The organism is Bacteroides sp. OM08-11, assembly GCF_003438665.1.
GTDB classification, from domain to species: domain Bacteria; phylum Bacteroidota; class Bacteroidia; order Bacteroidales; family Bacteroidaceae; genus Bacteroides; species Bacteroides cutis.
This window is the reverse complement of the sequence record NZ_QSTJ01000004.1, coordinates 266,419-288,243: the sequence shown is the minus strand read 5'-3', so window position 1 is coordinate 288,243 and position 21,825 is coordinate 266,419. Positions and strand designations below refer to the sequence as shown.

The 21,825-nt window shown below is 52.7% G+C and carries 30 protein-coding genes; 23 read left to right on the top strand and 7 right to left on the bottom strand.

Translation table 11 applies throughout. The features are described 5' to 3' along the window. Positions 1 to 22 precede the first annotated feature (22 nt). The 13 genes from DXC10_RS09670 to DXC10_RS09610 all read left to right on the top strand — a co-directional run bounded on the left by DXC10_RS09670 (position 23) and on the right by DXC10_RS09610 (position 5,916). The gene (locus DXC10_RS09670) at positions 23 to 892 is read left to right on the top strand and encodes an AAA family ATPase (protein ID WP_117737771.1); all 870 of its coding nucleotides are present in this window, start codon (positions 23 to 25) and stop codon (positions 890 to 892) included. A 36-nt stretch (positions 893 to 928) separates the two neighbouring features. Next, the gene (locus DXC10_RS09665; RefSeq protein WP_117737770.1) at positions 929 to 1,285 is read left to right on the top strand and encodes a hypothetical protein; all 357 of its coding nucleotides are present in this window, start codon (positions 929 to 931) and stop codon (positions 1,283 to 1,285) included. Between the two features lie 2 nt (positions 1,286 to 1,287). Next, on the top strand, positions 1,288 to 1,935 hold the full coding sequence (locus tag DXC10_RS09660) for an ATP-binding protein (RefSeq protein WP_005943980.1): 648 nt from the start codon (positions 1,288 to 1,290) through the stop codon (positions 1,933 to 1,935). Positions 1,936 to 1,956: 21 nt separating this feature from the next. Next, a complete protein-coding gene (locus tag DXC10_RS09655; protein ID WP_005943978.1) occupies positions 1,957 to 2,193 on the top strand; it encodes a hypothetical protein in 237 nt (78 codons plus the stop codon). Between the two features lie 5 nt (positions 2,194 to 2,198). Then, complete coding sequence (locus DXC10_RS09650) at positions 2,199 to 2,477, top strand: hypothetical protein (protein ID WP_117737769.1); 279 nt, start codon at positions 2,199 to 2,201, stop codon at positions 2,475 to 2,477. Between the two features lie 30 nt (positions 2,478 to 2,507). Next, on the top strand, positions 2,508 to 2,801 hold the full coding sequence (locus DXC10_RS09645) for a hypothetical protein (RefSeq protein WP_117737768.1): 294 nt from the start codon (positions 2,508 to 2,510) through the stop codon (positions 2,799 to 2,801). A gap of 32 nt (positions 2,802 to 2,833) precedes the next feature. Beyond that, a complete protein-coding gene (locus DXC10_RS09640) occupies positions 2,834 to 3,346 on the top strand; it encodes a hypothetical protein (RefSeq protein ID WP_117737767.1) in 513 nt (170 codons plus the stop codon). Between the two features lie 29 nt (positions 3,347 to 3,375). Then, positions 3,376 to 3,789: a hypothetical protein gene (locus DXC10_RS09635; RefSeq protein WP_117737766.1), complete on the top strand. Its 414-nt coding sequence runs from the start codon at positions 3,376 to 3,378 to the stop codon at positions 3,787 to 3,789. Between the two features lie 20 nt (positions 3,790 to 3,809). Beyond that, positions 3,810 to 4,019 carry a hypothetical protein gene (locus tag DXC10_RS09630; RefSeq protein ID WP_233519905.1) on the top strand — a complete coding sequence of 70 codons (210 nt, stop codon included), beginning with the start codon at positions 3,810 to 3,812 and terminating at the stop codon, positions 4,017 to 4,019. Positions 4,020 to 4,205: 186 nt separating this feature from the next. Beyond that, positions 4,206 to 4,649: a hypothetical protein gene (locus tag DXC10_RS09625; RefSeq protein ID WP_117737765.1), complete on the top strand. Its 444-nt coding sequence runs from the start codon at positions 4,206 to 4,208 to the stop codon at positions 4,647 to 4,649. Between the two features lie 21 nt (positions 4,650 to 4,670). Continuing rightward, positions 4,671 to 5,321: a DUF3164 family protein gene (locus DXC10_RS09620; protein WP_057099463.1), complete on the top strand. Its 651-nt coding sequence runs from the start codon at positions 4,671 to 4,673 to the stop codon at positions 5,319 to 5,321. Positions 5,322 to 5,323: 2 nt separating this feature from the next. Further along, a complete protein-coding gene (locus DXC10_RS16410) occupies positions 5,324 to 5,539 on the top strand; it encodes a hypothetical protein (RefSeq protein ID WP_008652655.1) in 216 nt (71 codons plus the stop codon). A 107-nt stretch (positions 5,540 to 5,646) separates the two neighbouring features. Next, the gene (locus DXC10_RS09610; protein WP_007750722.1) at positions 5,647 to 5,916 is read left to right on the top strand and encodes a hypothetical protein; all 270 of its coding nucleotides are present in this window, start codon (positions 5,647 to 5,649) and stop codon (positions 5,914 to 5,916) included. On the opposite strand, the gene DXC10_RS09605 is transcribed toward DXC10_RS09610, so the two are convergent. Together DXC10_RS09605 and DXC10_RS09600 are read right to left on the bottom strand one after the other, a co-directional pair. Further along, positions 5,903 to 6,376, bottom strand: coding sequence for a hypothetical protein (locus tag DXC10_RS09605; protein WP_117737764.1), 474 nt, complete (start codon positions 6,374 to 6,376; stop codon positions 5,903 to 5,905). The two genes, DXC10_RS09610 and DXC10_RS09605, sit on opposite strands and share 14 nt — an antisense overlap. A gap of 4 nt (positions 6,377 to 6,380) precedes the next feature. Then, entirely contained in the window at positions 6,381 to 7,013 is a 633-nt protein-coding gene (locus DXC10_RS09600) for a hypothetical protein (protein ID WP_117737763.1), read from the bottom strand. A 67-nt stretch (positions 7,014 to 7,080) separates the two neighbouring features. On the opposite strand from DXC10_RS09600, the gene DXC10_RS09595 reads away from it, so the two are divergent. Then, a complete protein-coding gene (locus DXC10_RS09595; RefSeq protein WP_117737762.1) occupies positions 7,081 to 7,314 on the top strand; it encodes a hypothetical protein in 234 nt (77 codons plus the stop codon). Here DXC10_RS09595 and DXC10_RS09590 read toward each other — a convergent pair. From DXC10_RS09590 to DXC10_RS09570, 5 genes are read right to left on the bottom strand one after another with little or no spacing between them, the layout of a single operon-like run. Beyond that, a complete protein-coding gene (locus DXC10_RS09590; protein WP_117737810.1) occupies positions 7,297 to 8,712 on the bottom strand; it encodes a toxin glutamine deamidase domain-containing protein in 1,416 nt (471 codons plus the stop codon). The two genes, DXC10_RS09595 and DXC10_RS09590, sit on opposite strands and share 18 nt — an antisense overlap. 17 nt (positions 8,713 to 8,729) lie before the next feature. Beyond that, positions 8,730 to 10,106 (bottom strand): DUF935 family protein, encoded by a 1,377-nt coding sequence (locus DXC10_RS09585; RefSeq protein WP_117737761.1) that lies wholly within the window; start codon positions 10,104 to 10,106, stop codon positions 8,730 to 8,732. A 1-nt stretch (position 10,107) separates the two neighbouring features. Further along, positions 10,108 to 10,533, bottom strand: a complete 426-nt coding sequence (locus tag DXC10_RS09580) for a phage protein Gp36 family protein (protein WP_117737760.1) — start codon at positions 10,531 to 10,533, stop codon at positions 10,108 to 10,110. Between the two features lie 19 nt (positions 10,534 to 10,552). Further along, positions 10,553 to 12,121, bottom strand: coding sequence for a hypothetical protein (locus DXC10_RS09575; RefSeq protein ID WP_117737759.1), 1,569 nt, complete (start codon positions 12,119 to 12,121; stop codon positions 10,553 to 10,555). Positions 12,122 to 12,123: 2 nt separating this feature from the next. After that, positions 12,124 to 12,570, bottom strand: coding sequence for a helix-turn-helix domain-containing protein (locus DXC10_RS09570; RefSeq protein ID WP_008762178.1), 447 nt, complete (start codon positions 12,568 to 12,570; stop codon positions 12,124 to 12,126). A 198-nt stretch (positions 12,571 to 12,768) separates the two neighbouring features. Between DXC10_RS09570 and DXC10_RS09565 the strand changes: the two genes are divergently transcribed. The 9 genes from DXC10_RS09565 to DXC10_RS09525 are packed head-to-tail and all read left to right on the top strand — an operon-like array spanning position 12,769 to position 21,824. Beyond that, entirely contained in the window at positions 12,769 to 13,806 is a 1,038-nt protein-coding gene (locus DXC10_RS09565; RefSeq protein WP_117737758.1) for a head maturation protease, ClpP-related, read from the top strand. Positions 13,807 to 13,815: 9 nt separating this feature from the next. Further along, positions 13,816 to 15,030 (top strand): BACON domain-containing protein, encoded by a 1,215-nt coding sequence (locus tag DXC10_RS09560; RefSeq protein ID WP_117737757.1) that lies wholly within the window; start codon positions 13,816 to 13,818, stop codon positions 15,028 to 15,030. A 2-nt stretch (positions 15,031 to 15,032) separates the two neighbouring features. Continuing rightward, the gene (locus DXC10_RS09555) at positions 15,033 to 15,497 is read left to right on the top strand and encodes an N-acetylmuramoyl-L-alanine amidase (protein WP_117737756.1); all 465 of its coding nucleotides are present in this window, start codon (positions 15,033 to 15,035) and stop codon (positions 15,495 to 15,497) included. 14 nt (positions 15,498 to 15,511) lie between these two features. Next, entirely contained in the window at positions 15,512 to 16,087 is a 576-nt protein-coding gene (locus DXC10_RS09550; RefSeq protein ID WP_117737755.1) for a hypothetical protein, read from the top strand. Then, entirely contained in the window at positions 16,059 to 16,448 is a 390-nt protein-coding gene (locus DXC10_RS09545; protein WP_233519903.1) for a hypothetical protein, read from the top strand. The genes DXC10_RS09550 and DXC10_RS09545 overlap by 29 nt, the downstream gene beginning before the upstream one ends. After that, positions 16,438 to 16,935 (top strand): hypothetical protein, encoded by a 498-nt coding sequence (locus tag DXC10_RS09540; protein ID WP_117737753.1) that lies wholly within the window; start codon positions 16,438 to 16,440, stop codon positions 16,933 to 16,935. Before DXC10_RS09545 ends, DXC10_RS09540 begins: the two co-directional genes overlap by 11 nt. Before the next feature lie 3 nt (positions 16,936 to 16,938). Further along, positions 16,939 to 17,430 carry a hypothetical protein gene (locus tag DXC10_RS09535; protein ID WP_117737752.1) on the top strand — a complete coding sequence of 164 codons (492 nt, stop codon included), beginning with the start codon at positions 16,939 to 16,941 and terminating at the stop codon, positions 17,428 to 17,430. Between the two features lie 38 nt (positions 17,431 to 17,468). After that, complete coding sequence (locus tag DXC10_RS09530) at positions 17,469 to 17,693, top strand: hypothetical protein (RefSeq protein WP_117737751.1); 225 nt, start codon at positions 17,469 to 17,471, stop codon at positions 17,691 to 17,693. Between the two features lie 30 nt (positions 17,694 to 17,723). Beyond that, on the top strand, positions 17,724 to 21,824 hold the full coding sequence (locus DXC10_RS09525; protein WP_147331301.1) for a hypothetical protein: 4,101 nt from the start codon (positions 17,724 to 17,726) through the stop codon (positions 21,822 to 21,824). Position 21,825: the final 1 nt, after the last annotated feature.

Below are 21,825 nucleotides of genomic sequence, written 5' to 3'. Positions count from 1 at the left end.
GATTATAAAAATAGGATTGATTATGGAAATTACAATGAAAGAAAAGAATGCCATCAGTGAGCGTCTTCGCGCTTACGTGGCCAAATACCCGAGCCAGACGAAGGCTGCGGGTAGTCTGAAAGGTGTCAGCGTGGGCACTGTCAGCAATATCCTGAACGGTCGTTTCGAGAACATCAGTGATGAGATGTTCCGTAACGTGGCCTCCCAGGTGGGAGGTGTGGGCACACCCGGCTGGCAGGTCGTTGAGACTGGTGCGTACCAGGAGATTACCGAGGTGCTTTCCGATGCGCAGCGCTGGCGCAACGTCCGCTGGGTAACCGGTGAGGCCGGCTGTGGTAAGAGTACTACCGCCCGAATGTACCTTCAGGACCACAAGGAGGTTTTTTATATCCTTTGCTCCGAAGACATGAAGAAAGGTGACTTTGTCCGCGAGATTGCCCGCACAGTCGGTATCCGTACCGAAGGCTGCAATATCCGCGAGGTCTGGGGACTTATCCTGGATGACATCATCCAGATGGACGTGCCCCTGCTTGTGTTTGATGAAGCCGACAAACTTACAGAACCGGTGTTCCACTACTTTATCAGCCTGTACAACAAGTTGGAGGAGAAATGCGGTGTCGTTTTCCTGAGTACCGACTATATCGTCAAGCGTATCAGTAACGGGCTGAAATACCAGAAACCCGGTTATAAGGAATTTTTCAGCCGTATCGGACGCAAGTTTTTCACGTTGGAACCAACGGACCAGAACGATGTCTATACCATTTGTACGGCAAACGGGTTGACTTCCCGGCAGGATATTGATATCGTGATGAAGGAGGCTGCCGCTTGCGATTATGACCTTCGCCGCGTGAAGGATTCCATCCACAAAGTGAAGCGCATGAGTGATTTGTAACCCGTTCAAATATCGTTCAAACGTAATTTTAAGGATATGGAAAATAAATTTGAATACCTGAGGATAGACGGTCGTGGTCAGCTTCCTGTTCCCTGGAGTGACTATCCTGTTCTGACAGAGTACGAGACTGTGTCCGTTTACCGGAACGGTCGCGATTACCTGGATGTTCTTGTGGGGCAGCAGGACGGCTGGTGGACTTCCGGCGTACACATGCAAGTGAACAATTTCGGCGGCGGCTTCAATCCAGGACGCAAATGGGGGCAGTTTTCAACCCGTAATAATGCCCTTCTGTGGGCGCTCGGCTGGATGCTCTGCCAGAGGAAGATGCAGGGTGCCGCCCGCCAGGCCGTTCTTGACAAAATTGACGATATCCGGCAACTTAAACTTTTCTGACCATGGAAGAGGGAAAAAAGGATAATAAGAGGGCCGGTATAAAACGCGCATTGAGTGTAAAGGACATCCTCAGCAAAAAGTATGAGGTGTTCCCCTTCGAGGGGAAGTGGAAGGAAGCCTTCGATACCCCGGAACGTACCGGAGTGTGGTTTATCTGGGGTAACAGCGGTAACGGGAAGACTTCTTTTGTGATGCAGTTGTGCAAAGAGTTGTGCAAGTATGATCGTATCGCGATCGATTCCTTGGAAGAGGGTACGCGTCTGACGGTCCAGAATAACCTGAGGCGCTTTGGTATGGCGGGAGTGAGCCGTCAGCTGGCTTTCATCAAGGAGGATATCCCGACGCTCAGGGAGCGTCTGCGTCGTCACAAGAGCTATAATATCATTGTAATTGACAGTTTCCAGTATACACGGATGACCTACGGTGACTATATCCAACTGAAAGAGGAGTTTCCTGACAAACTGTTCATCATCATCAGCCACGCGCGTGGTAAAAACCCCAAAGGTGACGCCGCCACGAGTGTGATGTATGATGCTGACCTGAAGATATGGGTGGAGGGTTATGTGGCGTACAGTAAAGGGCGGTACCGCGGTTCCACCAGCAAATATGTAATTTGGGAGCTGGGGGCTCTGGAGAATGGCAGTAAATAAGATAATTAAAAAGACGACGCGATGAGTAAGATCGAGAAACAATTGGATATCTGCCCACCTGCTTATATGGGTAAGGGTATGAACCGTGAGAACTTTGTCAGTACCGGTCACAAGTGTGGTTACTGTAAGGGTAACGGCTGGTTCTGGGGAACGGAAGAAGGCAGCCGCGAGGATGTGCGGAAACCCTGTCCGGTCTGTGAAGGCAGCGGTGAACTGGATGCGATCATAACAGTGGATTGGAAACCAACAAATAAATAATCATCATGGGAAAGAAGAAAACAATAGAAAATTGTGTGGGTACAGTTACTGTTTCCACCAGGATCCAGAACGGTGCCGTAACGACCACTTACCAGTTCAAAGCGGGTTTTGCCGCTCATGGCTGGACTGATAAAAGGGCTAAGGACGTTGTCCAGCAAATGAAGTCCGGTGTGAAAAAAATGATTTTTGCGGATAAAGAACATTTCGGTATCACTGATACGTCCAAAGTGACATTTTACGGTGGTGTCAAAGTTCTTGAGTGCGATTATATTCTTGAAAAATAACATATTGTCAACTATTAAAATTTAACTAAAATGATTACAGAAAAACAGAAAGAGGCAGTAAAGGAACTTTGCCAGTACGTGGATAACTTTTGTAAGGAAAACGATCTTAGCGCTTTTATGATCGTTGCGGCAAGTAAGGATCATCCGACCGGGCTTGAGCAGATTGCCGGTTCAATCGTGACCGGTAAAGGTGATCATGTTATAGGTTCCATATCCGGAATTGTTAAGACTGACAAACGTGTCTGCATGTTGCTGTCCATGGCGCTGATGCAGGCCCAAGTGAGAAAGGCGGATATCAATATTATCCCGTATTGGGGAAATTAGAATATGAACTGATGAATGTAGTATAAATAGCTATGAGTGAGAATAACAACAAGCAGAAACGTAAACGTGTCTGTCCGCATTGCGGCCGAAAGTTGTGGATGCATGAGTTCTATCCGTTGAAGAATGGGGGACGGAGTTCCTGGTGTCATGAATGTGTGCTGGCGTACAAGCGTGAACAGTACCGCAAGCACCGGAAGGTTGCTGACGGTACTTTCATGCACCGGACACTGGGATGGCTCGTCGAGCATAAGGGATATTCCACCCGTATCTTTTGGAACGGTAATATGCTTTCCATCATGCGTCGCCACTATCACAATACCCTCAACCGGGAGCTGGCCGAAATGCTCGGTGTTTCCGAACGCAGCGTCACCCGGAAGGCCCGAGAGATGGGACTGGAAAAGGACAAAGGTTTTGTAGCCTCCCTTAGCCGGGAACATTTGTTGCTGGCAAACGCGAGAAGTAAGGAACTGGGATATCCGGGCGGCTTCACCAAGGGGATGAAGTTCCGGGGAAACCAGTACACCGGAAGGATAAGAGTTGAATAATTCAAAGTAAATCAAAAAGGAAATAAAATATGGGATACGATTTAATGCCCAAAAACAAAGAAGCTGGTTCCCCACATGGAATGTTATTCACATGGCCGCTCATATTGAATGAGACAGGTGCTTGTTATCTTTTGGGATATGGAAATAATACAGTTGATATTGGTAGTTATGTTTATAACGGTTCTCGTGGACCGGGTTCTCCTGTTTCAAACGATGGTTTTAAGGTTACAGCATCCGAAGCTAAAGTTATGGCGAAGCTATTTAGAGGGTATGTTTTCGTTAAAAGATTTATCCGGGAAGAATGGGATAAAAAGACAGAGGATGAGAAAAATAGGATTCTATCTTATAAAGTTTGTAAAGAACCACCGAGTAAAGAATTTATAGATAAAGTAGAAAGTCTTGCTGAGTTCTGCGAGAAATCAGGGGGATTTAGGATAAAATAATAACTCAAATCAATTTAGTTATGAGTAAAAAAATGCTAATTGTGACCACTGCTGCGGGTGTCCGTAAAGTGGTGGAGAAATGGCTTGGAGAGAATATGACTTGCGAGCTGGTCGTGTCGCGTAACGCACGCCACGAGTGTTGTGTGGAAGTCATCTATGATAGCGGAAACCCTTCGGTTTTGCGTACTCTTCTACGCTCTGCCGTGAGTGAAATCATAGAGTTGTGCTGATGTGGTATGAATAGTTTGAGTTAATGAAAATCTGAAAAGAATGGGCATACTTGAATTTTTCGACCAGTATAAGTGTACAAATAATGAAAAAGAGCATCTTCTTGATTATTTGTGTACTATCAGAGTAAAGAGAGTGATTAAGGGAATCAATGACCTTAAGATAAACAATAAAAGAACAGCATCATCATGCAGATAGATATCAACAGCCGCAAGCAGTTAAATAAACCCGAGAATTATGCGGTGTTTTATAGTCTTTTGAACCGCCTTCCGACATCTGACCGCGATACTTTGAAGGAAAGCGTAGTTTCCCAGTACACGGACGGACGTACCACGAGTCTGCGCGACATGACACTGAAGGAATACAGTGCGGCCATAGCCGGGATGCGTAAGCTGGTGCCGCCCACTCACCAGGAAGAACTTCGGAAGATTCTTCGCCAGAAGCGTTCCGCGGTACTGCACCAGATGCAACTGCTGGGCATTGATACGGCCGACTGGGACAAGGTGAACGCTTTCTGTTTGGACAGCCGTATCGTCGGCATGGAGTTCCGAGAACTTGACTGTGAGGCGTTGGACACATTACAGGTGAAGTTGCGTGCCATCCGCCGCAAACGTGAGAATGAACAACAGTAACAACCATTTAATTTTTTAGTTATGGACTTGAAAGAACAATTAAAAAGCCTGTCCGCCCAGGACAGAAAAGAACTGCTGAAACAGCTCCAGCAGGAAGAGAAGGAAAACAAGCGCAACCGTCGCGATGCCTACGAAGGGCTTCGTGCGCAGTTCATGCTTGAAGTGAAGAACAGGCTGTTTCCGGTTGTGGATGACGTGAAGGCCTTCCGTGACTGGGTAGAGAAAGAAGCCGCCTCTTTCCGTGACCTGATGCGTGACTATGGGCAGCTCCGCAAGGATGACCAGGCGAGTTTCACCATCGTGGACGGTGACATGAAGCTGGAAGTAAGGAGTAACAAGGTGAAGAGCTTCGACGAGCGCGCCAACCTCGCCGCCGAGCGTCTGGTGGATTACCTGAAGCGTTACGCCATGAGCCGGGAGCTCGGTACCGACGATCCGATGTACCAGCTCGGTATGACCATGATCGAGCGTAACCGTCAGGGTGATTTGGACTACAAGTCGGTGAGCAAGCTGTATGAGCTGGAGGACCGTTTCGACAGTGAATACACGGAGATCATGGACCTCTTCCGTGAGAGCAATGTGGTGTACAAGACCGCGGTGAACTACTATTTTCATAAACGTGACGAGAACGGTGTCTGGCGCCGTATCGAGCCTTCATTCTGCCGGTTGTAGTTATGGAAAAGACGAAGAACATCGCGCCGCACGTCATGGCCTGCAAGCGTTGTGAAGGCAAGGGACGTATCTTTTACCTGGACCAGGGAGGAGCTCCTTTATCCGCAAAATGTCCGGTCTGTAATGGCAGCGGACGGGTGAAGGTACAGAGCAAGGTGATCACCCGCATCGAGCCGTTTGTCCCGGGTGAGGATGACACCGAACTGATGACCATGTGATTTTGTTCACACTCTAAACAGAAAAACGCCGCATTCATACACGATGCGGCGTTTTTTTATTAACATCCCCGGTTAAATGCCTAATTTTGCAGCATATACCTGAACTTATGGCCAAAGGACGAGACAAAAACCTGATAGAACTCCGTGATGAAGCCCTGTGCCGCCGTTACTATTACTGGACGGAGGTGCAGCGCCTACGTTTTGATGATGCCCTGAAAGTGTTGTCCCGCCAGGAGTTTTTCATTTCCGAGGAGCGGATCATGTCCATTATCCGGCGCAAGTGCCGGGAGCTGAAGGACTTGGAGGTGAAGCCCGTCCCGAAAGTGAAGAAGCCCCGCCTGACAGCCGTCCAGCTCTCGCTCTTTACGGGAGAATAAACCTTGCCGCGCCTTCCTGCATGGCCGATTCGTCATGCAGCGTGAAGGAGTAAACCGTCTCGTACACTTTGATGTTTCCGGGCATGGAATAGTCCCGGTTCTTCACCCTGACCAGCGGGCTGGCTTCTTCCGAACACTGGAAACCCTGGAGTATCCTGTACAGCTCCTTCGCCTTCAGCAGACGTTCCTTTGCTTTTTGATAGGTTCCGGAGGTGTAGTGGGTGTCATCGTAACAGTCGATGGCCAGGCGTATGGTAATGAGTGACTCGCTTTTCTGTACCCCGTATCCGAGGTCGTTCCAGTCCGATTCGGTATTTCCGATCAGCACACAGGGGAATGTGACTGGGTAGTGGTCCTCTTCCGCCCCCGCTTCAAGTTGCCCGTAATCCTCGTCTATGCAGGAGAGTTCCAGCATCATTCCGGCGATGCGTTCCATGATCGCGATGAATATTTCTTCCATATCCTTATAAGTTTAAAATGTTTCTGATTTCATTTTCTGTTTTTTCCGTTATCCTGTCGGACAGTTCTCTGCTTTCTCCGATGAACTGCCGTTGCGGTATTCGGATCCGGAGTTTTTTCTTTTTGGTGAGCGCCAGTCTTTTCCATTTCAGCGCCTCCGGGTTCTCCTGCGGTTCGTTACTTGCGGCAGAACCCTTCTTTTTGCCTTTTTTTTTGCCCGTAGCGGCTTTTTTAGCCTTGCCTGAAGCCTGGTAATACTTCGCCCACGCAAAGCGCCGCATTCGTGGCGTAACGGTCGGATGCACTTCTCCTCCCCAGTTGTTGACAGGTGCGTATATGAGGTCATTGCCCACTCTCACTCGGTAATCCCCCGGCACGTATTTGACGGAGCTGAAGAGGTGGTTCCTTCCGGAGAGCAGCGTTCCGTACTGTCCTGCCGCATCAGTCCTTCCCGAGGACAGCCTTTTCGCTTTCGGCCACGGGTGTAATCCTCCGTTTACGAAACCTTCCCGGCGGAAATTGTCCTGGAAATGGTCTTTTGCCATTCGTCCGGCTATGACCGGCATCTTCCGTTTCATCAGGTCATCCAGTTCCTTGCGTTTGGCTTTTATCAGCTTTGAATATTCTTTTATGTCCATAAATGACTGATTTAAAAAATAATTTTATACTTTTGCAAACAAGGCGTTTTATGTGCCTTTTTGCGTTATGGAAATACCTAAACAAGTGTCGGAATTAGCAAACAGTAACGGTTACAACTCCGTTGTCTTATCAGCCAGTTCCCCTGAGGGAAGCATCTATTCCGTGGGGTGTGTTGATGGGAATGGTTTTGAGTTGCCTGTCGGTCTTCCCGCCTTTATTCTGTTCGACGGTCGGTCCTGCCGTCTGATGAACGGTGAGGAGGGGCTGGCACTTTCTTCCCGTTTATTTGGTGATGAATAGTCCCATGATTTTGGGATTTACCAGTTTGTTGTCTATTCTTATCACTCCCACGCGGTTGGCTTTCATGCTCTGTATGTAATTGCTTGCATCATCCTTTCCGGTTTGCGGGTCGAAGAACCTTGCCTTCCCTTCAGCCACCTCCGCACAGAATACGTGTGCGGAACCGCCCTTCCAGGCACAATATATCTCGTATATTCCGTCCTCTTTGAATTTTTCCCTGAAGTATTCCTTCAGTCGGTTTGCATTCATTACTTGATATCCCTTTCTGACCTGCCATTTATAGGTATAGTCATAATCCGGTTTTGTTCCGTCCCGGTTCAAGAAACGTTCTTCCCATGTGATGCCTTGTTTTGCCATTTCGTTGTATGCGCTTTGCCGGATGTTGGGTTTTGCCTCGGTGTCGAACCCTAACCTTCTGAGCATGTGTGTTACGGTGCAGGTCTGGCAATTTACGCGGTATCCTTCCTCTTTCCCGAATTTCGGATTTTCCTTTCCCTTGTTCGCTTGTTCGTATGTCATCGGTTTGCCTTTGGTGATACCGAGGGCCTTTTCTATCCTGAGATTGTTGTGGGCGATGTCGGTTTTCTCCTCCAGCGTCAGGTTGTCCGGCATTTCGGCTATCATCTCGTTGATGCGCCTGGTCAGTGCGTCCACGGCTTTTCTGGCTCCCGGGTGCGCCTCAGTAATGTAGGGATGTTTGTTTGAAAACAATTTGCCGTCTTTTCCCGGATTGTTTTCCAGACCGTTATGTGCCTTGTTTCGCCCGTTCTCGTCCGGTACCGTTGTCGGCGCTTCATCCGTTGACGAGAGCGTACACTTGCAGTTCCACCGGTCCCCCGGCCTGTGCACGTTCCAGAACGGATCATCGACGGGGCGTATGGTTCCCCAGAAAATTTTGTGGTCCGCTCCCGGGTGTACTGATGTCGATGGCATCCATTTGAGGTTCGGCAGGATATCCTTCTCCCGCTCGAACTGTCTCCAGTCGGCTGCCTGATGCGCCCGTATGACTGCCGTGTCGTATTCGGTACGCAGCCAGTCTATCATCTGGTGGTCCGCTATGGGCATGACGAGTTTCAGCCACTGTTCAAACGGCCTTAAATTGCCGTTTTCGTCCAGCAGTAGTGCCGCCATGTCGTTTTGTGCCCGATGTACCTTGAAGGCGGCAAATACGGCGTTGTTCGTCCGTATTTCGCGGTAGAAGTCATAATCCGGATCATCGGGCTTTCGTGCCCCGAACCCCTTGTCGGTGGCTTTGTTCATTGTTTTCCACGTGGCCTCGAACAGGTTCTCCTCGATGTCGGTCATGGGATGGAAGTCCTTGCTGTATATGTTCTTCAGGGCTTTCCCCAGTACTTCCTCATCAAAAGAAAACACGTTTTCCACCTGCTTGTTTTCCAACCGGTAGAGGTCGTTCATCACCACTCTAAAGCTGCCCCGTCTTTCCCCGGGGCTTTCCCGAAAAAACGTTTCAGCCAGTTATACGCGTTTTTAAGTGCGTTTTTCTTCTCTTTGGGAGTCTCTTTTCCGGTCTCCGGTATTTCCTCCTCTTCATCCTCCCGCTTCCCGGCGGTTGCCGCTTTTTCTTTCGCCTTCTGTATTTCGGTCGCTCCGGCTTTCTGTCGTTCTTTCAGTTCGTTGTAGTCTGCCGGTTTCTCGACACCGAATTCCTCGTACAGATAGTCGTCTCCCACCGGCAGGTTGAAGTTCGTGCGTAGCTGTGTGAGGATGGCCATCTTCTTCTCCGGTTCGATGACTTTCTTTTCCGGGTAGCAGAACTCGCCGCCGGTGGTGTCTATCCCGAGCATGGCGAATATGTCGGTCATGTTGTAGTTGAGCACATCCAGGATGTCCTGCCGGTCCGCAAGCGTGACTTTCTCCTCCACGTCCTTGTGAACGGTCCCGAGTGCCTGTGTTCCCTTGTCCGATGCCTCGGTGGTGAGCGTGTTCCCGAGGAACAGTTTCGATATCTCGCTGTTGCACCGTTCGCAGAGCTTTTCGTAGAGGTCTGAGCTTCCGGTCTTGTTCGCCGCTTCCCTGAGTTCCATCATTGTTTCTTGGGCGTGCACGAATACCGACATACTTCCGGTACTTTCCGCATCCGCCAGTGCCCTCTGTCGTGCCTCGTCGTCATCCGTGGGATATGTGTATTCCCGGATAGGTGCGCCGAACACTTCCGCGAACTGCGCCCAGTCCGCCACGTCGTTCCGCTTGTATATCACCCATACGGCCGCCTTTGCGAGCATCCCGAGCTCTTCAGGTTCCCCGATGAAGAGCAGGTCGGGGTATTCGTCCCAGGATGTTCCGGTGGTGTCCGTCTGGTGGCGCAGTATGAGTCTGCGTACCGGATCCACATGCTTGCGCGGTACCCGGTCGTAGTTTACCCATTCCCCTTTGCGGTAGAACTGCACGAGCGTGAACCCCCAGAATTTTGCGTCCAGGATATCACTTATGAGGCGCCGGAACCACGGTGAGCGTATCTGTTCGTTTACTGCCTTGTCAGGCTTTCCGTTACGCCGGAACTCGATGACGGAGGAGAGCACGGCGTTTTTCCGTTTCTCGATGACGCTTGTCAGGTGCGTGTCCATGAGAATGTCGTCATACAGGTCATACAATTTGAACCTTCTGGAGTAATCCACGTTCTCGAAGGCGCGTATGGCCAGCATATAATCCGCTATGTCTATGCCGAAGCGCTTAGGTTGTGTCAATATGATGGTTGCGGGACCTTTCTGCCCGGGCCTCGGCAGATTTCCGCTTTTGGTTATCTTTCCGGCCCTTTTCTGTCTTTTACTCATGTTACCAGTGGTTTACGCGTTTACGGTTGCTTTTGATAAGAAAATTAGATTTTTCCGCCCTTGTCTCTTCGGGAAGCAGGGGCAGGCCGTTCACGGATATCTCTTCGGCCGCTACCGCCTTGAGCCATTCGACGGCCCTTTCGTAACGTTCCTTGCGCAGGGTTGAAAGGTTCCTCGGGTTGTGGATGCTGAAAATATGGTACACTGCGATGTCTATGGCCATCATCAGCACGAGCTGGCTCCGTCTGTCTCCGGTCTGGGTGAATATCCTGTCACAGTCATAGCGCTTGGAGAGGTAGCACCGCATCTCTTCGATGGCCCGGTCCTCGCATATCTCCACGACGGCATTGTCCTCCCTTGTCAGCGCGTCCAATATTTCGCGGTGGATGCTCGCGTCGTAATCTGTAAGTTCTATAAATTTGCTCATTTGGGTAAAGTATTAAAGTTTACAGTCTGTACTTGTTGTGCGCCCGCATCTTCCTTGTGGAGATGACGGCCGGCTTTTCTGCCTGGTACGTCTTCCTGTCTATGATGCGGTTTCCTCCCTCCACGCAGTCGGGTCCGTCAGCCGGATATGTCAGCATCAGGTTGAAGAGGCTGAACTGGTCGGTGAGCAGCTTCATGTGCGGATTGTCCTTTTCCGCCTCGTTGAAGATGAGGTTCCCCTCACTGTTGAGCGGCTCCAGGTTCGTCTCGATACGTGTGGCCTTGTCCGTTTTCTTCTCCTCGTCCCCCTGGATATAGAGGGCTATCTTCCTTTGCCGCCGTATGCGCCTGATTATGGGTTGGAACACCTGCTGGAAAAAAGGGTCCTGCAACTTGTTGTTCTCCATGTAGCAGTACACGTTCGTTTTCCCGTTCACGAATTCCAGCAGTTTGATGTACCATTCAATGAACGTGGCGTTCGTCTCCCTTCCGAGGAACCCCTTGATGACATAGAGCTTCCCGGCCAGTTTTCCGAGCAGGAACGCTGCTTTCGTGGAACTCTTCTTCGTCTTGTTCTCCCCGGGTGCGGGGTCACCGTAGATGACCAGGAACTTGAACTTCGATAGCGCCGGCACTTTCCCGTAGATGATGTCCTTGAATATCTCTCCCTCCGCCACGGGGTTGTTGAAGAATTCCTTCTGGCGTGCCGCCGCGCTGACCATTGAGAGGAAGAGGTCTATATCCTCTTCCGAGTTTTTTTGCGGCCATACGGAGAGTCCGTTTTTGTCACGTATGTTGATGATGTCCACGTGTCCGATGCCCTTTCCCTTCAGTTCGGTTGCCTTTTCAATGGCCCTTTTTATGCAGCAGTCCGCGGCGATGATGTTCCCGTTGAAGAGTATGCGGTAGTTTCCCGATACGGACATGGTCGGTATCAGGGCTTCCTCCAGCCATTTCCATTTGGTTTTGATACGTTCCGGGTTCCGGCATTCCTCGTCGGTGTCGATATCGTCCACCAGTATGAAGTCCGGCCGGAAGTTCTTGTTACGGGTACCGCGCGGTGACTGCCCGGCTCCGATGGCGCGGAAGGAACATCCCGCCATGATAGTGAATTCCCCCGTTTCCCAATACCCGGGTTTCTTCTGCATTCCGTAGTCCTGGATGATTCTCTGGTTCTCCTCGAAGTTGGCCATGAAGGGCAGCAGGAGCCTTTGGGCGTTGTCCTGCGAATTGGATATCAGCAGTACGTTGCGCACCTTTCCGGTAATTGCCAGTTTTGATATTTCCATCATGGACCGTGCGGACTTCGCCAGCTCCCTCGACCATGCGCGCACCTCGTACCACCGGTTGTTCTTTATCAACCTTCCGGTAGCTTTCTTGTGGAAGTCCGCCGCCTCGCATGAATAGTACATGGCGAAGTAATACCGGAACCATTCCTCGTCATCCTTTTCGAGGCTTTCCCTGCGTGCACGTATTTCCGCTTCCGTGTCCGAAGGGTTGATGTCCGAATTTTCGCGTATGGATGCGATCAGCTCCTCCCATTCGACAAGCGCCGTGCGGTCTTGCGGTGTAAGTCTTTTCTTTGCCATGGCTATGAAACTTTTGATTTAACGAACGCATCAAGCAGCGGTGTCACTTCCTTCGCCTGTGTGGGGTCGGATGCGCGCAGCCATTTGAGCAGGTCTGAGAATACCGATATGATGTCCGAGAGCCCGACTTCCGTCTCCATCTTCTTGATGGCGTTGGACAGTTTGGATATGGTGTCCGCCTCCGCGGTGTTCGGGAACCGTTCCCCTGCCGGTCTTGCCATGATGGCGTTGTTTAGTTCTGCCAGCTGCCTGTACAGGCTTTTCAGTTGCTCCTCGCGTGTGATGGTGATGGATGTCTTGAGCATCTCCCATCCGTTCTTGCCTATCCAGTTGTTCACCGTGATGCGTGACACCCCCACACGCTCGGCTATTTCCTGCTGCGTGAGGTTCTCTTTCAGGTAGAGCGTCTTCGCCCATTCCCTTTTTTGTTGCATGCTTAGTTCGGTCATATTGCCTCCTTTTTTACGTGCAAAATTGATAAGGAAAAGGGGCGGAAAAAAACGCGTGCCGCATGATGACACTTTAAAACTCCATGACAGCGTTTTAAAGTCCGCATGATAAATACGCGGTTTGAAAAACGGCTTTAATCCCCCTAATTTCGCACCGTAAACTTCGCGGGGAATACCCGCTTAAAAGACTCTATAAACATGAAAAAGTTTTTCAACATCATACCCGGGAAAGACGCCTGTTGTATCCTTCTTTACGGTGACATCGGTGATTATGACGACAATGTGCGCAGCGGGGATATCGCCCGCGAGCTTCTGGAGGCCGAGGCTTTGTCCGGTAGGATTGACGTTCGTATCAACAGCAACGGCGGCGAGGTGTATGCGGGCATCGCCATTTTCAACGCCCTGAAAAACAGCAAGGCCGACATCACCATTTATGTGGACGGTATCGCCGCCAGCATGGCCTCCGTCATCGCCCTTTGCGGTAAGCCGGTGCAGATGAGCCGTTATGCCCGTCTGATGCTTCACAGTGTCCAGGGAGGCTGTTACGGCAACAAGGAGGAGATGCGCGGGTGCATCCGCGAGATTGAATCGCTGGAGGACACCCTTTGCGAGATGTATGCCGCTCGCATGGGAAAGGACAAGGAGGAAATCCGCTCGTTGTATTTCGACGGGAAGGACCACTGGCTGCGTGCCGACGAAGCTCTGGCGCTGGGCCTTATCGATGGTATCTATGATGCCGACCCACTTCCGGAGGACAGTACCCCCGAACAGGTATTTCAAATATTCAATAACCGGCTGCACAAGCCACAAAACAAGAGTAACATGAATTTAGACGAACTGAAGAAACGTCCGCGGTTCAAGAACTGCGTGACAGATGACGATTTCCTCCGTGAAGTCGGGCTTCTGGAAACGGAGGCCGGGAAAGTTCCGGGCCTTGATGCCGAAGTCACCCGCCTGAAGGGTGAACTTAAAGTGTTCCAGGATAAAGCGAAAGCTGACGAAGAGAACTCCCGGAAAAAATTGTTGGATGATGCCCAGGAAGATGGCCGTATTGATGCGACCACTCGTCCCATCTACGAAAACTTGTTGGTGAAAGACCGTGAAAACGGTGAAAAGGCGTTGGAAAAACTGGCTCCGAAACGCAAGGTGATGAATGACCTGCATGTGAATCCTACAGATGAAAGTCCGTGGAACAAGCGCCAGCGTGAAATCAAAGAAAAGTTGAACCGTAAATAACAGTATGTTATGGCAATAGTAGTAAGAAATACCAATTACAACGGTGAGGTACTGGAGAAGATCCTGACGCTCGCCGCCACCGGAAATGAAATCGTAGAAAAGGGAATGATCTATGTTATTCCCGGTGTGGAGAAAAAAATCAGCCTTCCGCGTATCAAGAGCGGTAAGATGTTACAGAAACGTAAGGAAAATCCCCAGATTGAAGACTCGAAAGGTAACTTCAATTACAGTGAGAAATCATTGGACCCGGTGGATTTTATGGCTTTCACAGTGTTTAATCCCCGAGCCTTCGAACATATCTGGCGCAAATGGCAGCCGAAAGGAAATCTGGTCTTTGCCGAACTCCCTCCGGAGGGACAGAATGCGCTGTTGGAAGAGTTGATCAAGCAGGTGAAATTCGAGTTGGGTGATCATTACATCAATGGTGAGTTCGGTGACGATGATGACCATTTGATGAATGGAATTTTGACGCAAGCCGCCAAAGATACCGAATTGATCATCGTTTCTACCAGTAAGACCACGATGCTCGATAAATTGAAGGCTGTCCGTAAGGCTATTCCCAAAGCCCTGCGCAGCAATCCGAACCTCCGTCTTGTGATGAGTGTCGACGACTTTGACAAATACGATGACGAACTGACCGAACGTGAGAGTAAGAATGCTTCCGAAACGGATGTAAACAGCAAACGTTACAAGGGCATTACTATTGAGACACTGGCAGCATGGCCGGATGATCTGATTGTGGCCACTCTCTGTTCTCCGGATGCAGACGGTAACTGGTTCGCCGCAGTCAATCTACAGGACGATCAGGATGTGATCCAAATCGATAAGATTGCCAATGCGAGTGAACTTTATTTCTTCAAACTGCTGATGAAAGCCGATACGAATATCGCATTCGGTGAGGAAATGGTGGTTTTGGATACCCGTACATCTCCGGTGTTCAAGTCTTCGGAAAAGACTCTCGCTTCGGATGTGGAGGAACTGTCATTCAAGGCTGCCGGAGAAAGCAAGGAAGTGACAATTACAGCATCCGGTGAATACAGTGTCAGTGCCGCTCCGGCCGGTTTCACAGTTGTTGGTACCGATGACGGTTTGAAAGTTACCGCTGAAAAGAATACCGGCGGCAAAGCGAAAGCAGGAAACCTGGTTGTGACACTGGATTCCGACAAGACGAAGAAGGTGACCATCGCATTGTCACAAGTAGCAACTGACGTAGAAGCTGAATAGCAATGGCAAAGCTGAAGTATCTTGTAATTCACTGCACGGCCACGCCTGAAGGGCGCGAAGTCAGCGGTACTGAAATCCGTGCCTGGCACACGAACCCGGTATCAAAGGGCGGCCGCGGCTGGAAACAGGTGGGTTATACTGACTTGTTCCATCTGAATGGCGGCGTGGAGCGTCTGGTGGACAACAACGAGGACGCGAACGTGGACCCCTGGGAAATCACCAACGGCGTGTCTGGCTACAATTCCGTGAGCCGCCATATCGTGTATGCCGGCGGTTGTGAAAAGGACGGCCGGACTCCCAAGGACACGCGTACGGTGTGCCAGAAGCGTGCGCTTGAGAAGTACGTGAAAGACTTCCACCGCCGTTTCCCTGATGTCCGTATCGTGGGGCATAACGAACTGGCGGCCAAAGCCTGCCCCAGTTTTGACGTGCGTAAGTGGCTTGTTTCAATAGGTATCAGACAATAATAAACGGCAAGAAGATGGACACCCTGATAAATTTTTTAATGTTCGCCCTCCCCGGCGGTTTTGTCGGAAGCATCTTCACCTGGCTGTTCGGCCGGCGCAAGCGTGACAACGACATGCTGTCCCAGCTTCAGGCGTCCATCAACCTGCTGAGTGAGGAGAACCGCAAGATTCTGGAGGAGAACGTGCAGCTCCGGCGTGAGAATGCCGACCTGAAGGCGAACCAGGAGGAGATGATCCTGAAGCTGTCATGCCTGACGAAAGAGGTCGAGCGGTTAAGAAAAGTAATAAGTAAACAATCGGTAAATGATGAAAGACAGAATCCGGGGGTGGACCCCCGTAATCCTATTATTGCTCACCGTGTTCCTGCTGGCAGGATGCGGCACGTCCAAAGAGAGCCGGGTCCTTCAGAGACAGGGCACGGTGCGGACGGAGAGAATGACAGACAGCGCCGCCGTGTCCGCGGACGTGGCAGTAACAGCGGCGCGCAAAATGCAGGAACTTTTGGCGGACCGCCGGAGTTCGACCCTGATGCAGGAATCGGTTCCGGCACAGGAGGCGGCTTTGAAGATTCCCTTCCAGAACCTCCTTGACCTTCCCGAGGGTGCCGGTTACCGGCACCGGGACGGGCGTGCCTCGGTCGATATCCGCAGGCAGGGGGATTCCCTGACGGTCACCGGGCATTGCGACTCACTCATGCGTCGCTGCCTGTTCTATGAGGAAGAGGTTTTCCGAAGGCAGGTCCGGGAAGACAGCCTGCTGCAAACAGTTGAATTCTATAAGCAGGAACTGGTGCGTATCCGTAACGAAACCGAGCAGGACATAACAGAGGTCAAAACGGAGTTCAAACAGCGTTTTTCCCCCGTTAAAATCGCCTTCATTGCCTTTATCGCCGGTGTGGTTTCCGGCATAGTATTAACCTTTTTAAAAAAGAGACGACTGTATGAAAAATAATAAGAATTTCATTTATGGCATCGCCGTTGTTACGTTCGGTGCCATGACTATCGGCTGGATCGAGAAGGGCAGCTGGGACTGGGGCGGCACGAAGCCCGAGAGTGTCGATATTGAAGCCGAGCAGGTTCCCGACGCTCCCGTGTTGACGCTCTTGCAGAAGAACGGGCAGGTATCGCCTACGTTCAACCTTATCCAGTTGGACTATAAGAACATCAAGGCCGTGCTTGGCGGCACGCTTGTAGGGCCGGAAGATGCTCCGACCGGGTGGAAGGCCCCGACCGAACTGGTGCAGCTTTCCGGTCCCTGGACCATCAAGTTCGTATCCGGTCAGACGATGTCCATCCCGAACGGCACGATTCTGGCGAACCTTGGGGGCAAGCTGACGCTTACGGAGGTTTCCAAGCTGGAATGCCAGTTGAAGGTGAACAAGCCGGAGGACGGCTCTTCCCCTTACGAAATCAATGACACCGCGGCAGTGGAGGGCTAACGCATGGACGAGCGTGACGCGAGAAAGGTGCAGAGGGAGGCGTCCGAGGCATTGCTTGACCTGGGTGTCTCCCTTCCCCTGAAGGAGTGGCGCCTGCCTTTCATGAAACGCCCCGTCCGATGGAGGGTGACCATGCGGCGCCCGCGTCTTGCCGGCCAGATATGCATCGTGAGGCTCTACCTCTCGATGGGCGTTTCCCCTGAGGAGGTTTCCGCCTTTTCCGGGCGTGAGCGGCTGGAGTTTCTGGCACGGAACGGAGGCAAGGTTTCCCGCATGGTGGCCCATACCCTTTGCCGCGGCCCGGTGAGCCGGCGTCTTCTTGTCCGGCCCGTGGCATGGTTCCTGCGTGAGGCTGTGGAGCACCGTTTCCTGATGGGCGCCCTGGAGAAGTTCATCAGCCTGATGGGCAGCGAGTCTTTTACGAGTATTATCAGCTCGATCGATCGGGCGAACCCGATGAAGTTGAGAATGAGCCAAAGAAGGAAGGGGAGTTAAGGACCGAGTTTGAAGGTTCCCATAGCCCCTTCGGTTTTATCTGGAACATCGCGAGCGCCACGGGCTGGACGGTGGAGTACATCCTGGAGAAGGTGAACTACCAGACGCTCATCCTGATGCTGTCTGACGCCCCGCGTTATGTCCGCCGCCGGGTGAAATCCGGTGATCCCGAAAATACCTCCCGGGGTGAGGTCGATCCGGAAGCCGCCGCCCGTGAAGCCGGTGACATAGTGAATTTTTTTCAAAGCAATTTAGAACTGTAAACGATGAAGCCCGTAGAAATCGAATTCTTGATGAAGGACAACCTGACGAGGGGCCTTGACAAGGCCGGCCTGGCCGTCGATATCCTTGCCGAGAAGGCCGGGAAGGCCGCCGCTGGCATCAACGCGCGGATTGAGGAGCAGAGGAAGGTCATCGACCGGGTGAATTCCGACCTGCACCGGATGGAAACGCAGCTCCAGAACATGAAGCCGGGGCCGGCACAGGCGGAACTTGCCGCCGACGTGACAGCCTGCCGCAAGGTCCTGGAAGAAGAGCGTGCGGCCCTTGAAGGGCTCGAGAAGGAACACCGCGAGGCGGAGAAAAGCGTCCGGAACCTCCGTAAGGAATACGAACGTATCTCCCTGGAGGAAGAACGCGCCGCGGCCGGTAGCAAGAGCCTGACCGACAAGATCCGGGAACAGAAGGAAGTCATCGGGCAGATTGAAAGCGACATCAAGTCGCTGGAAAAGGCTTATCAGGGAGCTGCTCCCGGCAAGGCGAAGGTGACCGCCCTGGATGAACTGAACGCCGCGAAGAAGGCGCTTGAGGAGGAAAAAGGCGCCCTTGCCGGGCTCCAGGCTGAACAGGAGAAGACGCGGGCGAGTAGCAAGCGTCTTTCCATGCAGCTGCGTGAGCTCCAGGACAGCATGGCCCGCATGCGCTTGGAAGGGAAGCAGAACACAGAGGAGTACCGGAAGATGGCGCAGCAGGCCGCGCTCCTTTCCGACACGCTCGCCGACCTGAACACCCAGACGAAAATCCTCTCGAATGATGACGCGAACCTCCAGGGCTTCATGTCCGGCGTGAGCGGCCTTGCCGGGCTGTTCACCACCGCTACCGGCGCGCTGTCGCTTTTCGCCTCGGAGAACGAGAACCTGGCAAGGATACAAACCCGCGTCCAGAGCGTGATGGCCATCACGATGGGGCTCCAGCAGGTGTTCAACACCCTGAACAAGGATTCCGCCTTCCGCCTGGTGACGGTCGTGAAGATGAAGAACCTGCTGACGGCCGCCAATACCCGGCTGGCTGTCGCCCTGGGTATTTCCACCGGTGCCGCGCAGGCCCTGATGGCCACGCTTACGCTGGGGCTTTCGGCCGTTATCACGGGACTTGTCGTCGCCTGGGACCGATATTCCACCGCGCAGGAGAAAGCGGCGGAGAAAGCCCGGGAAATGGTAAAAATCGAGTCCGACGGCCGTGCACAGATGATCAAGACCCGTTTCGAGATTGAAAGCACGCTGAGGGGCCTGAAAAAGTTCACCGGCACGAAGGACGAGGAAAAGGCCAAGGTGGAGGAACTGAACCGCAAGTACGGCGAGAGTTTCGGGTATTACGATACGGTCGCCCAGTGGTATGACATCCTCCAGCAGAAAGGTGAGAAATATATCCAGATGCTTTTCCTCCAGGCCAAGGTGCAGAGCCTGGTGAACAAGGCCACTGAGGCGGACGAGAAGGTGAACGAGATCAAGGCAAGCAAGCCGGAAGACGTGGACGGCTCTATGGGCTGGTTCGCGCGCATGGGGCTTTACATGGCCCAAAGCGAGTCGTACGGGCAGGTGGACGCGCAGTCCATGATATCGGAGTATAACGAGAAGGCGAAGGAAAAGGCGGTACGTGAGGCCGAGGAAATCCGCGACGGCTACCTGGCTGAAGCCCGGAAGCTCCAGGAGGAATATCTGGATATCGGCAAGGAGTTCGACCTGGGTGACCATGCAAAACCCGACCCGAATGCCGCCAAAAAGGAGCAACAGTCGGAAGAGCAGCGTGCCTCGGAACTTCTGAAGCTCCAGATGAAGAACCGCCAGGCAGAGATCGACCTTCTGAAGGAGAGCGGCGAGAAACGCCGCCGCCAGATCCGCCTGAACTATGACAAGGAGATCGCCGAACTTGCCACCCAGGAGAAGAAGTGGAAGGACGCGCAGAAGGGCAAACTGACCGATGAGCAGGAATCCACCCTGAAAGAGGCGCGGGAGAAGGCCGCGGCGGCACGTGACGGCGACCTGGCAAAGGTGACCCGGGAGGAAAATGACGCCGCCCGCCAGTCGATGCTCGACTACCTGAAGGAATACGGGACATACCAGCAGAAGAAGCTGGCTATTGCCCAGGAATACGCGGAGAAAATCCGCAAGGCGCAGGAAGCGGGCAACTATGGCGAAGTATTACGTCTCGGTCGCCAGCAGAAGGAAGAGACTGCCGCCGCCGAGATTGCCAGCCTGAAAGCGGATATCGACTGGGACGGTCTTTTTGGCAACTTCGGCGGGCTGCTTGAAGAGCAGCTGCGTCCCACGCTGGAAAAGTTGAGGAAATATGCCGCTTCCGATGAGTATAAAAACGCATCCGCCGAGGACAAACAGGTGATCAGCGAACTGATCGCGAAGCTGGAGGACCGGAGCGCGGGCGGTATTAACCGGAACATGTTCAGGGATGTCTCCCGTGACCTTTCCGCCTACCAGGTGACCCTGCGTGACCTGACGGATGCCAAGGAAAGGGAGAAGGCCGCTGCCGATGAACTGGTGACAGCCCAGGAAAGACTGAAGAAAGCCACTGAAAGCGGCGACCCTGCCGCCGTGAAAGAGGCGGAGGAACTGGTGGCTACCGCCGGGGAGGCTTTCGACGCGGCCTCGGCGAGCGTGGCCGCCCTGACGGAGGCGAACGACAAGGCTGCCCAGAACCTGCGTACGTCCAGCACGAACGCCGTGTCATCCCTTACCGGTCTTGCCGAGGGTCTCCAGAGCCTGAAATCCGGTTCCCTTGCGGGCGTGGCCCAGGGACTGGGCAAATTGGGCGAGGCGACGAAGAATATGGGCGGTGTGATGGGCAGCGTGGGCAGCACCCTTGCCGAGACGTTTTCAAACGGCGGGATCATCGGGCAGATCATCGCGGCGGTGCTTTCCATCCTTGACGTACTGAAGGAAGGCATCGGCTATATCGTCAGCTCCCTTATCGATTCCATTCTCGACGCGGTGAACGGCATACTGAAGAATATCCTTTCCGGTGAACTGTTCACGCAGATCGGCAGTTCTCTGTTCTACGGGGTGAGGGACATTCTGGACACGGTGACCTTCGGCCTGTTCTCCTCGCACGGCAACGCCAAGGAGGTGAATGCGCTGGTGGACCGTCTTACCGAATCGAACAAGTACCTGACCACCGCCATCGAGAAGCTGACCGACGAGATGGCCAGCTCCGGCGGCGCCCGTTCCACCGAATACTACCGGAGCGCCTATGACAAACAGAAGCAGAAAATCGAGAACGACCGCCAGATGCTCGCGGCAAAGATGGGATACCACAGTTCGCACCACTCGAACAACTACTACATCGGCAAGGCCATGAACAGCGGTGACTGGGACACGGTTTCCGCCTACCTGGGCAAATCGGTACGGGATACCGGTTCCCTCTGGAGCCTTTCCCCCGAGGAGCTTGCCCGGCTCCAGGAACTTCCCGACATCTGGGAGAAGCTCCATTCGGGCAAGTACGACCAGAGCCAGTGGCTTGACGAGTACGTCTCTGACGCGAACACGCTGCTGGAACTCCAGCAGCAATGGCAGGAAGCCATCACGGACACCTCCTTCGACGGTATCCGTAGCGGCATGAAGGAGCTTCTGAAGGATTTCGGTACGGACTCCAAGGACGTGATCGCGAGCGTGGACGAGTTCATGGAGAACGCCATCCTGAAGTCCATCGTGAACGGCACCTATTCGGACGAGCTGAAGAAATGGCAGGAGACGTTCGCCGAGTTCATGAGCGACGGTATCCTGTCGGAGGAGGAGGCCGACATCCTGCGCGGCCGTTACACGGACATTTTCGAGCGTGCCCGTGCCAAGAAGGACGAGATGTTCTCCTCAGCCGGTATCACGGAGGAAGGGAAGTCCACGACGCAGACCGGCCGTGCCGGCGGTTTTGCGGCCATGTCGCAGGACCAGGGCACGAAGCTGGAGGGCATGTTCACCTCGGGGCTGAACCACTGGGTGAGCATTGACGAGAAGACCGAGGACGTGGCCGGCCGCATGGCCAGCGCCGAGGGCCATCTGGCAAAGATTGCGGAGAATACCGGTAAAAGCGCTGGTTTCCTCAGCGAGATAAAGGAAGATATAAAACGAATCATACGTGACGGACTAAGAATGAAATCATCATGAG

What these genes read in the sequence shown, in the direction of transcription:
- DXC10_RS09670 (WP_117737771.1), top strand. Translation starts at nt 23, where the DNA reads ATGGAAATTACAATGAAAGAAAAGAATGCCATCAGTGAGCGTCTTCGC.
- DXC10_RS09665 (WP_117737770.1), top strand. Translation starts at nt 929, where the DNA reads ATGGAAAATAAATTTGAATACCTGAGGATAGACGGTCGTGGTCAGCTT.
- DXC10_RS09660 (WP_005943980.1), top strand. Translation starts at nt 1,288, where the DNA reads ATGGAAGAGGGAAAAAAGGATAATAAGAGGGCCGGTATAAAACGCGCA.
- DXC10_RS09655 (WP_005943978.1), top strand. Translation starts at nt 1,957, where the DNA reads ATGAGTAAGATCGAGAAACAATTGGATATCTGCCCACCTGCTTATATG.
- DXC10_RS09650 (WP_117737769.1), top strand. Translation starts at nt 2,199, where the DNA reads ATGGGAAAGAAGAAAACAATAGAAAATTGTGTGGGTACAGTTACTGTT.
- DXC10_RS09645 (WP_117737768.1), top strand. Translation starts at nt 2,508, where the DNA reads ATGATTACAGAAAAACAGAAAGAGGCAGTAAAGGAACTTTGCCAGTAC.
- DXC10_RS09640 (WP_117737767.1), top strand. Translation starts at nt 2,834, where the DNA reads ATGAGTGAGAATAACAACAAGCAGAAACGTAAACGTGTCTGTCCGCAT.
- DXC10_RS09635 (WP_117737766.1), top strand. Translation starts at nt 3,376, where the DNA reads ATGGGATACGATTTAATGCCCAAAAACAAAGAAGCTGGTTCCCCACAT.
- DXC10_RS09630 (WP_233519905.1), top strand. Translation starts at nt 3,810, where the DNA reads ATGAGTAAAAAAATGCTAATTGTGACCACTGCTGCGGGTGTCCGTAAA.
- DXC10_RS09625 (WP_117737765.1), top strand. Translation starts at nt 4,206, where the DNA reads ATGCAGATAGATATCAACAGCCGCAAGCAGTTAAATAAACCCGAGAAT.
- DXC10_RS09620 (WP_057099463.1), top strand. Translation starts at nt 4,671, where the DNA reads ATGGACTTGAAAGAACAATTAAAAAGCCTGTCCGCCCAGGACAGAAAA.
- DXC10_RS16410 (WP_008652655.1), top strand. Translation starts at nt 5,324, where the DNA reads ATGGAAAAGACGAAGAACATCGCGCCGCACGTCATGGCCTGCAAGCGT.
- DXC10_RS09610 (WP_007750722.1), top strand. Translation starts at nt 5,647, where the DNA reads ATGGCCAAAGGACGAGACAAAAACCTGATAGAACTCCGTGATGAAGCC.
- DXC10_RS09605 (WP_117737764.1), bottom strand. Translation starts at nt 6,376, where the DNA reads ATGGAAGAAATATTCATCGCGATCATGGAACGCATCGCCGGAATGATG.
- DXC10_RS09600 (WP_117737763.1), bottom strand. Translation starts at nt 7,013, where the DNA reads ATGGACATAAAAGAATATTCAAAGCTGATAAAAGCCAAACGCAAGGAA.
- DXC10_RS09595 (WP_117737762.1), top strand. Translation starts at nt 7,081, where the DNA reads ATGGAAATACCTAAACAAGTGTCGGAATTAGCAAACAGTAACGGTTAC.
- DXC10_RS09585 (WP_117737761.1), bottom strand. Translation starts at nt 10,106, where the DNA reads ATGAGTAAAAGACAGAAAAGGGCCGGAAAGATAACCAAAAGCGGAAAT.
- DXC10_RS09580 (WP_117737760.1), bottom strand. Translation starts at nt 10,533, where the DNA reads ATGAGCAAATTTATAGAACTTACAGATTACGACGCGAGCATCCACCGC.
- DXC10_RS09575 (WP_117737759.1), bottom strand. Translation starts at nt 12,121, where the DNA reads ATGGCAAAGAAAAGACTTACACCGCAAGACCGCACGGCGCTTGTCGAA.
- DXC10_RS09570 (WP_008762178.1), bottom strand. Translation starts at nt 12,570, where the DNA reads ATGACCGAACTAAGCATGCAACAAAAAAGGGAATGGGCGAAGACGCTC.
- DXC10_RS09565 (WP_117737758.1), top strand. Translation starts at nt 12,769, where the DNA reads ATGAAAAAGTTTTTCAACATCATACCCGGGAAAGACGCCTGTTGTATC.
- DXC10_RS09560 (WP_117737757.1), top strand. Translation starts at nt 13,816, where the DNA reads ATGGCAATAGTAGTAAGAAATACCAATTACAACGGTGAGGTACTGGAG.
- DXC10_RS09555 (WP_117737756.1), top strand. Translation starts at nt 15,033, where the DNA reads ATGGCAAAGCTGAAGTATCTTGTAATTCACTGCACGGCCACGCCTGAA.
- DXC10_RS09550 (WP_117737755.1), top strand. Translation starts at nt 15,512, where the DNA reads ATGGACACCCTGATAAATTTTTTAATGTTCGCCCTCCCCGGCGGTTTT.
- DXC10_RS09540 (WP_117737753.1), top strand. Translation starts at nt 16,438, where the DNA reads ATGAAAAATAATAAGAATTTCATTTATGGCATCGCCGTTGTTACGTTC.
- DXC10_RS09535 (WP_117737752.1), top strand. Translation starts at nt 16,939, where the DNA reads ATGGACGAGCGTGACGCGAGAAAGGTGCAGAGGGAGGCGTCCGAGGCA.
- DXC10_RS09525 (WP_147331301.1), top strand. Translation starts at nt 17,724, where the DNA reads ATGAAGGACAACCTGACGAGGGGCCTTGACAAGGCCGGCCTGGCCGTC.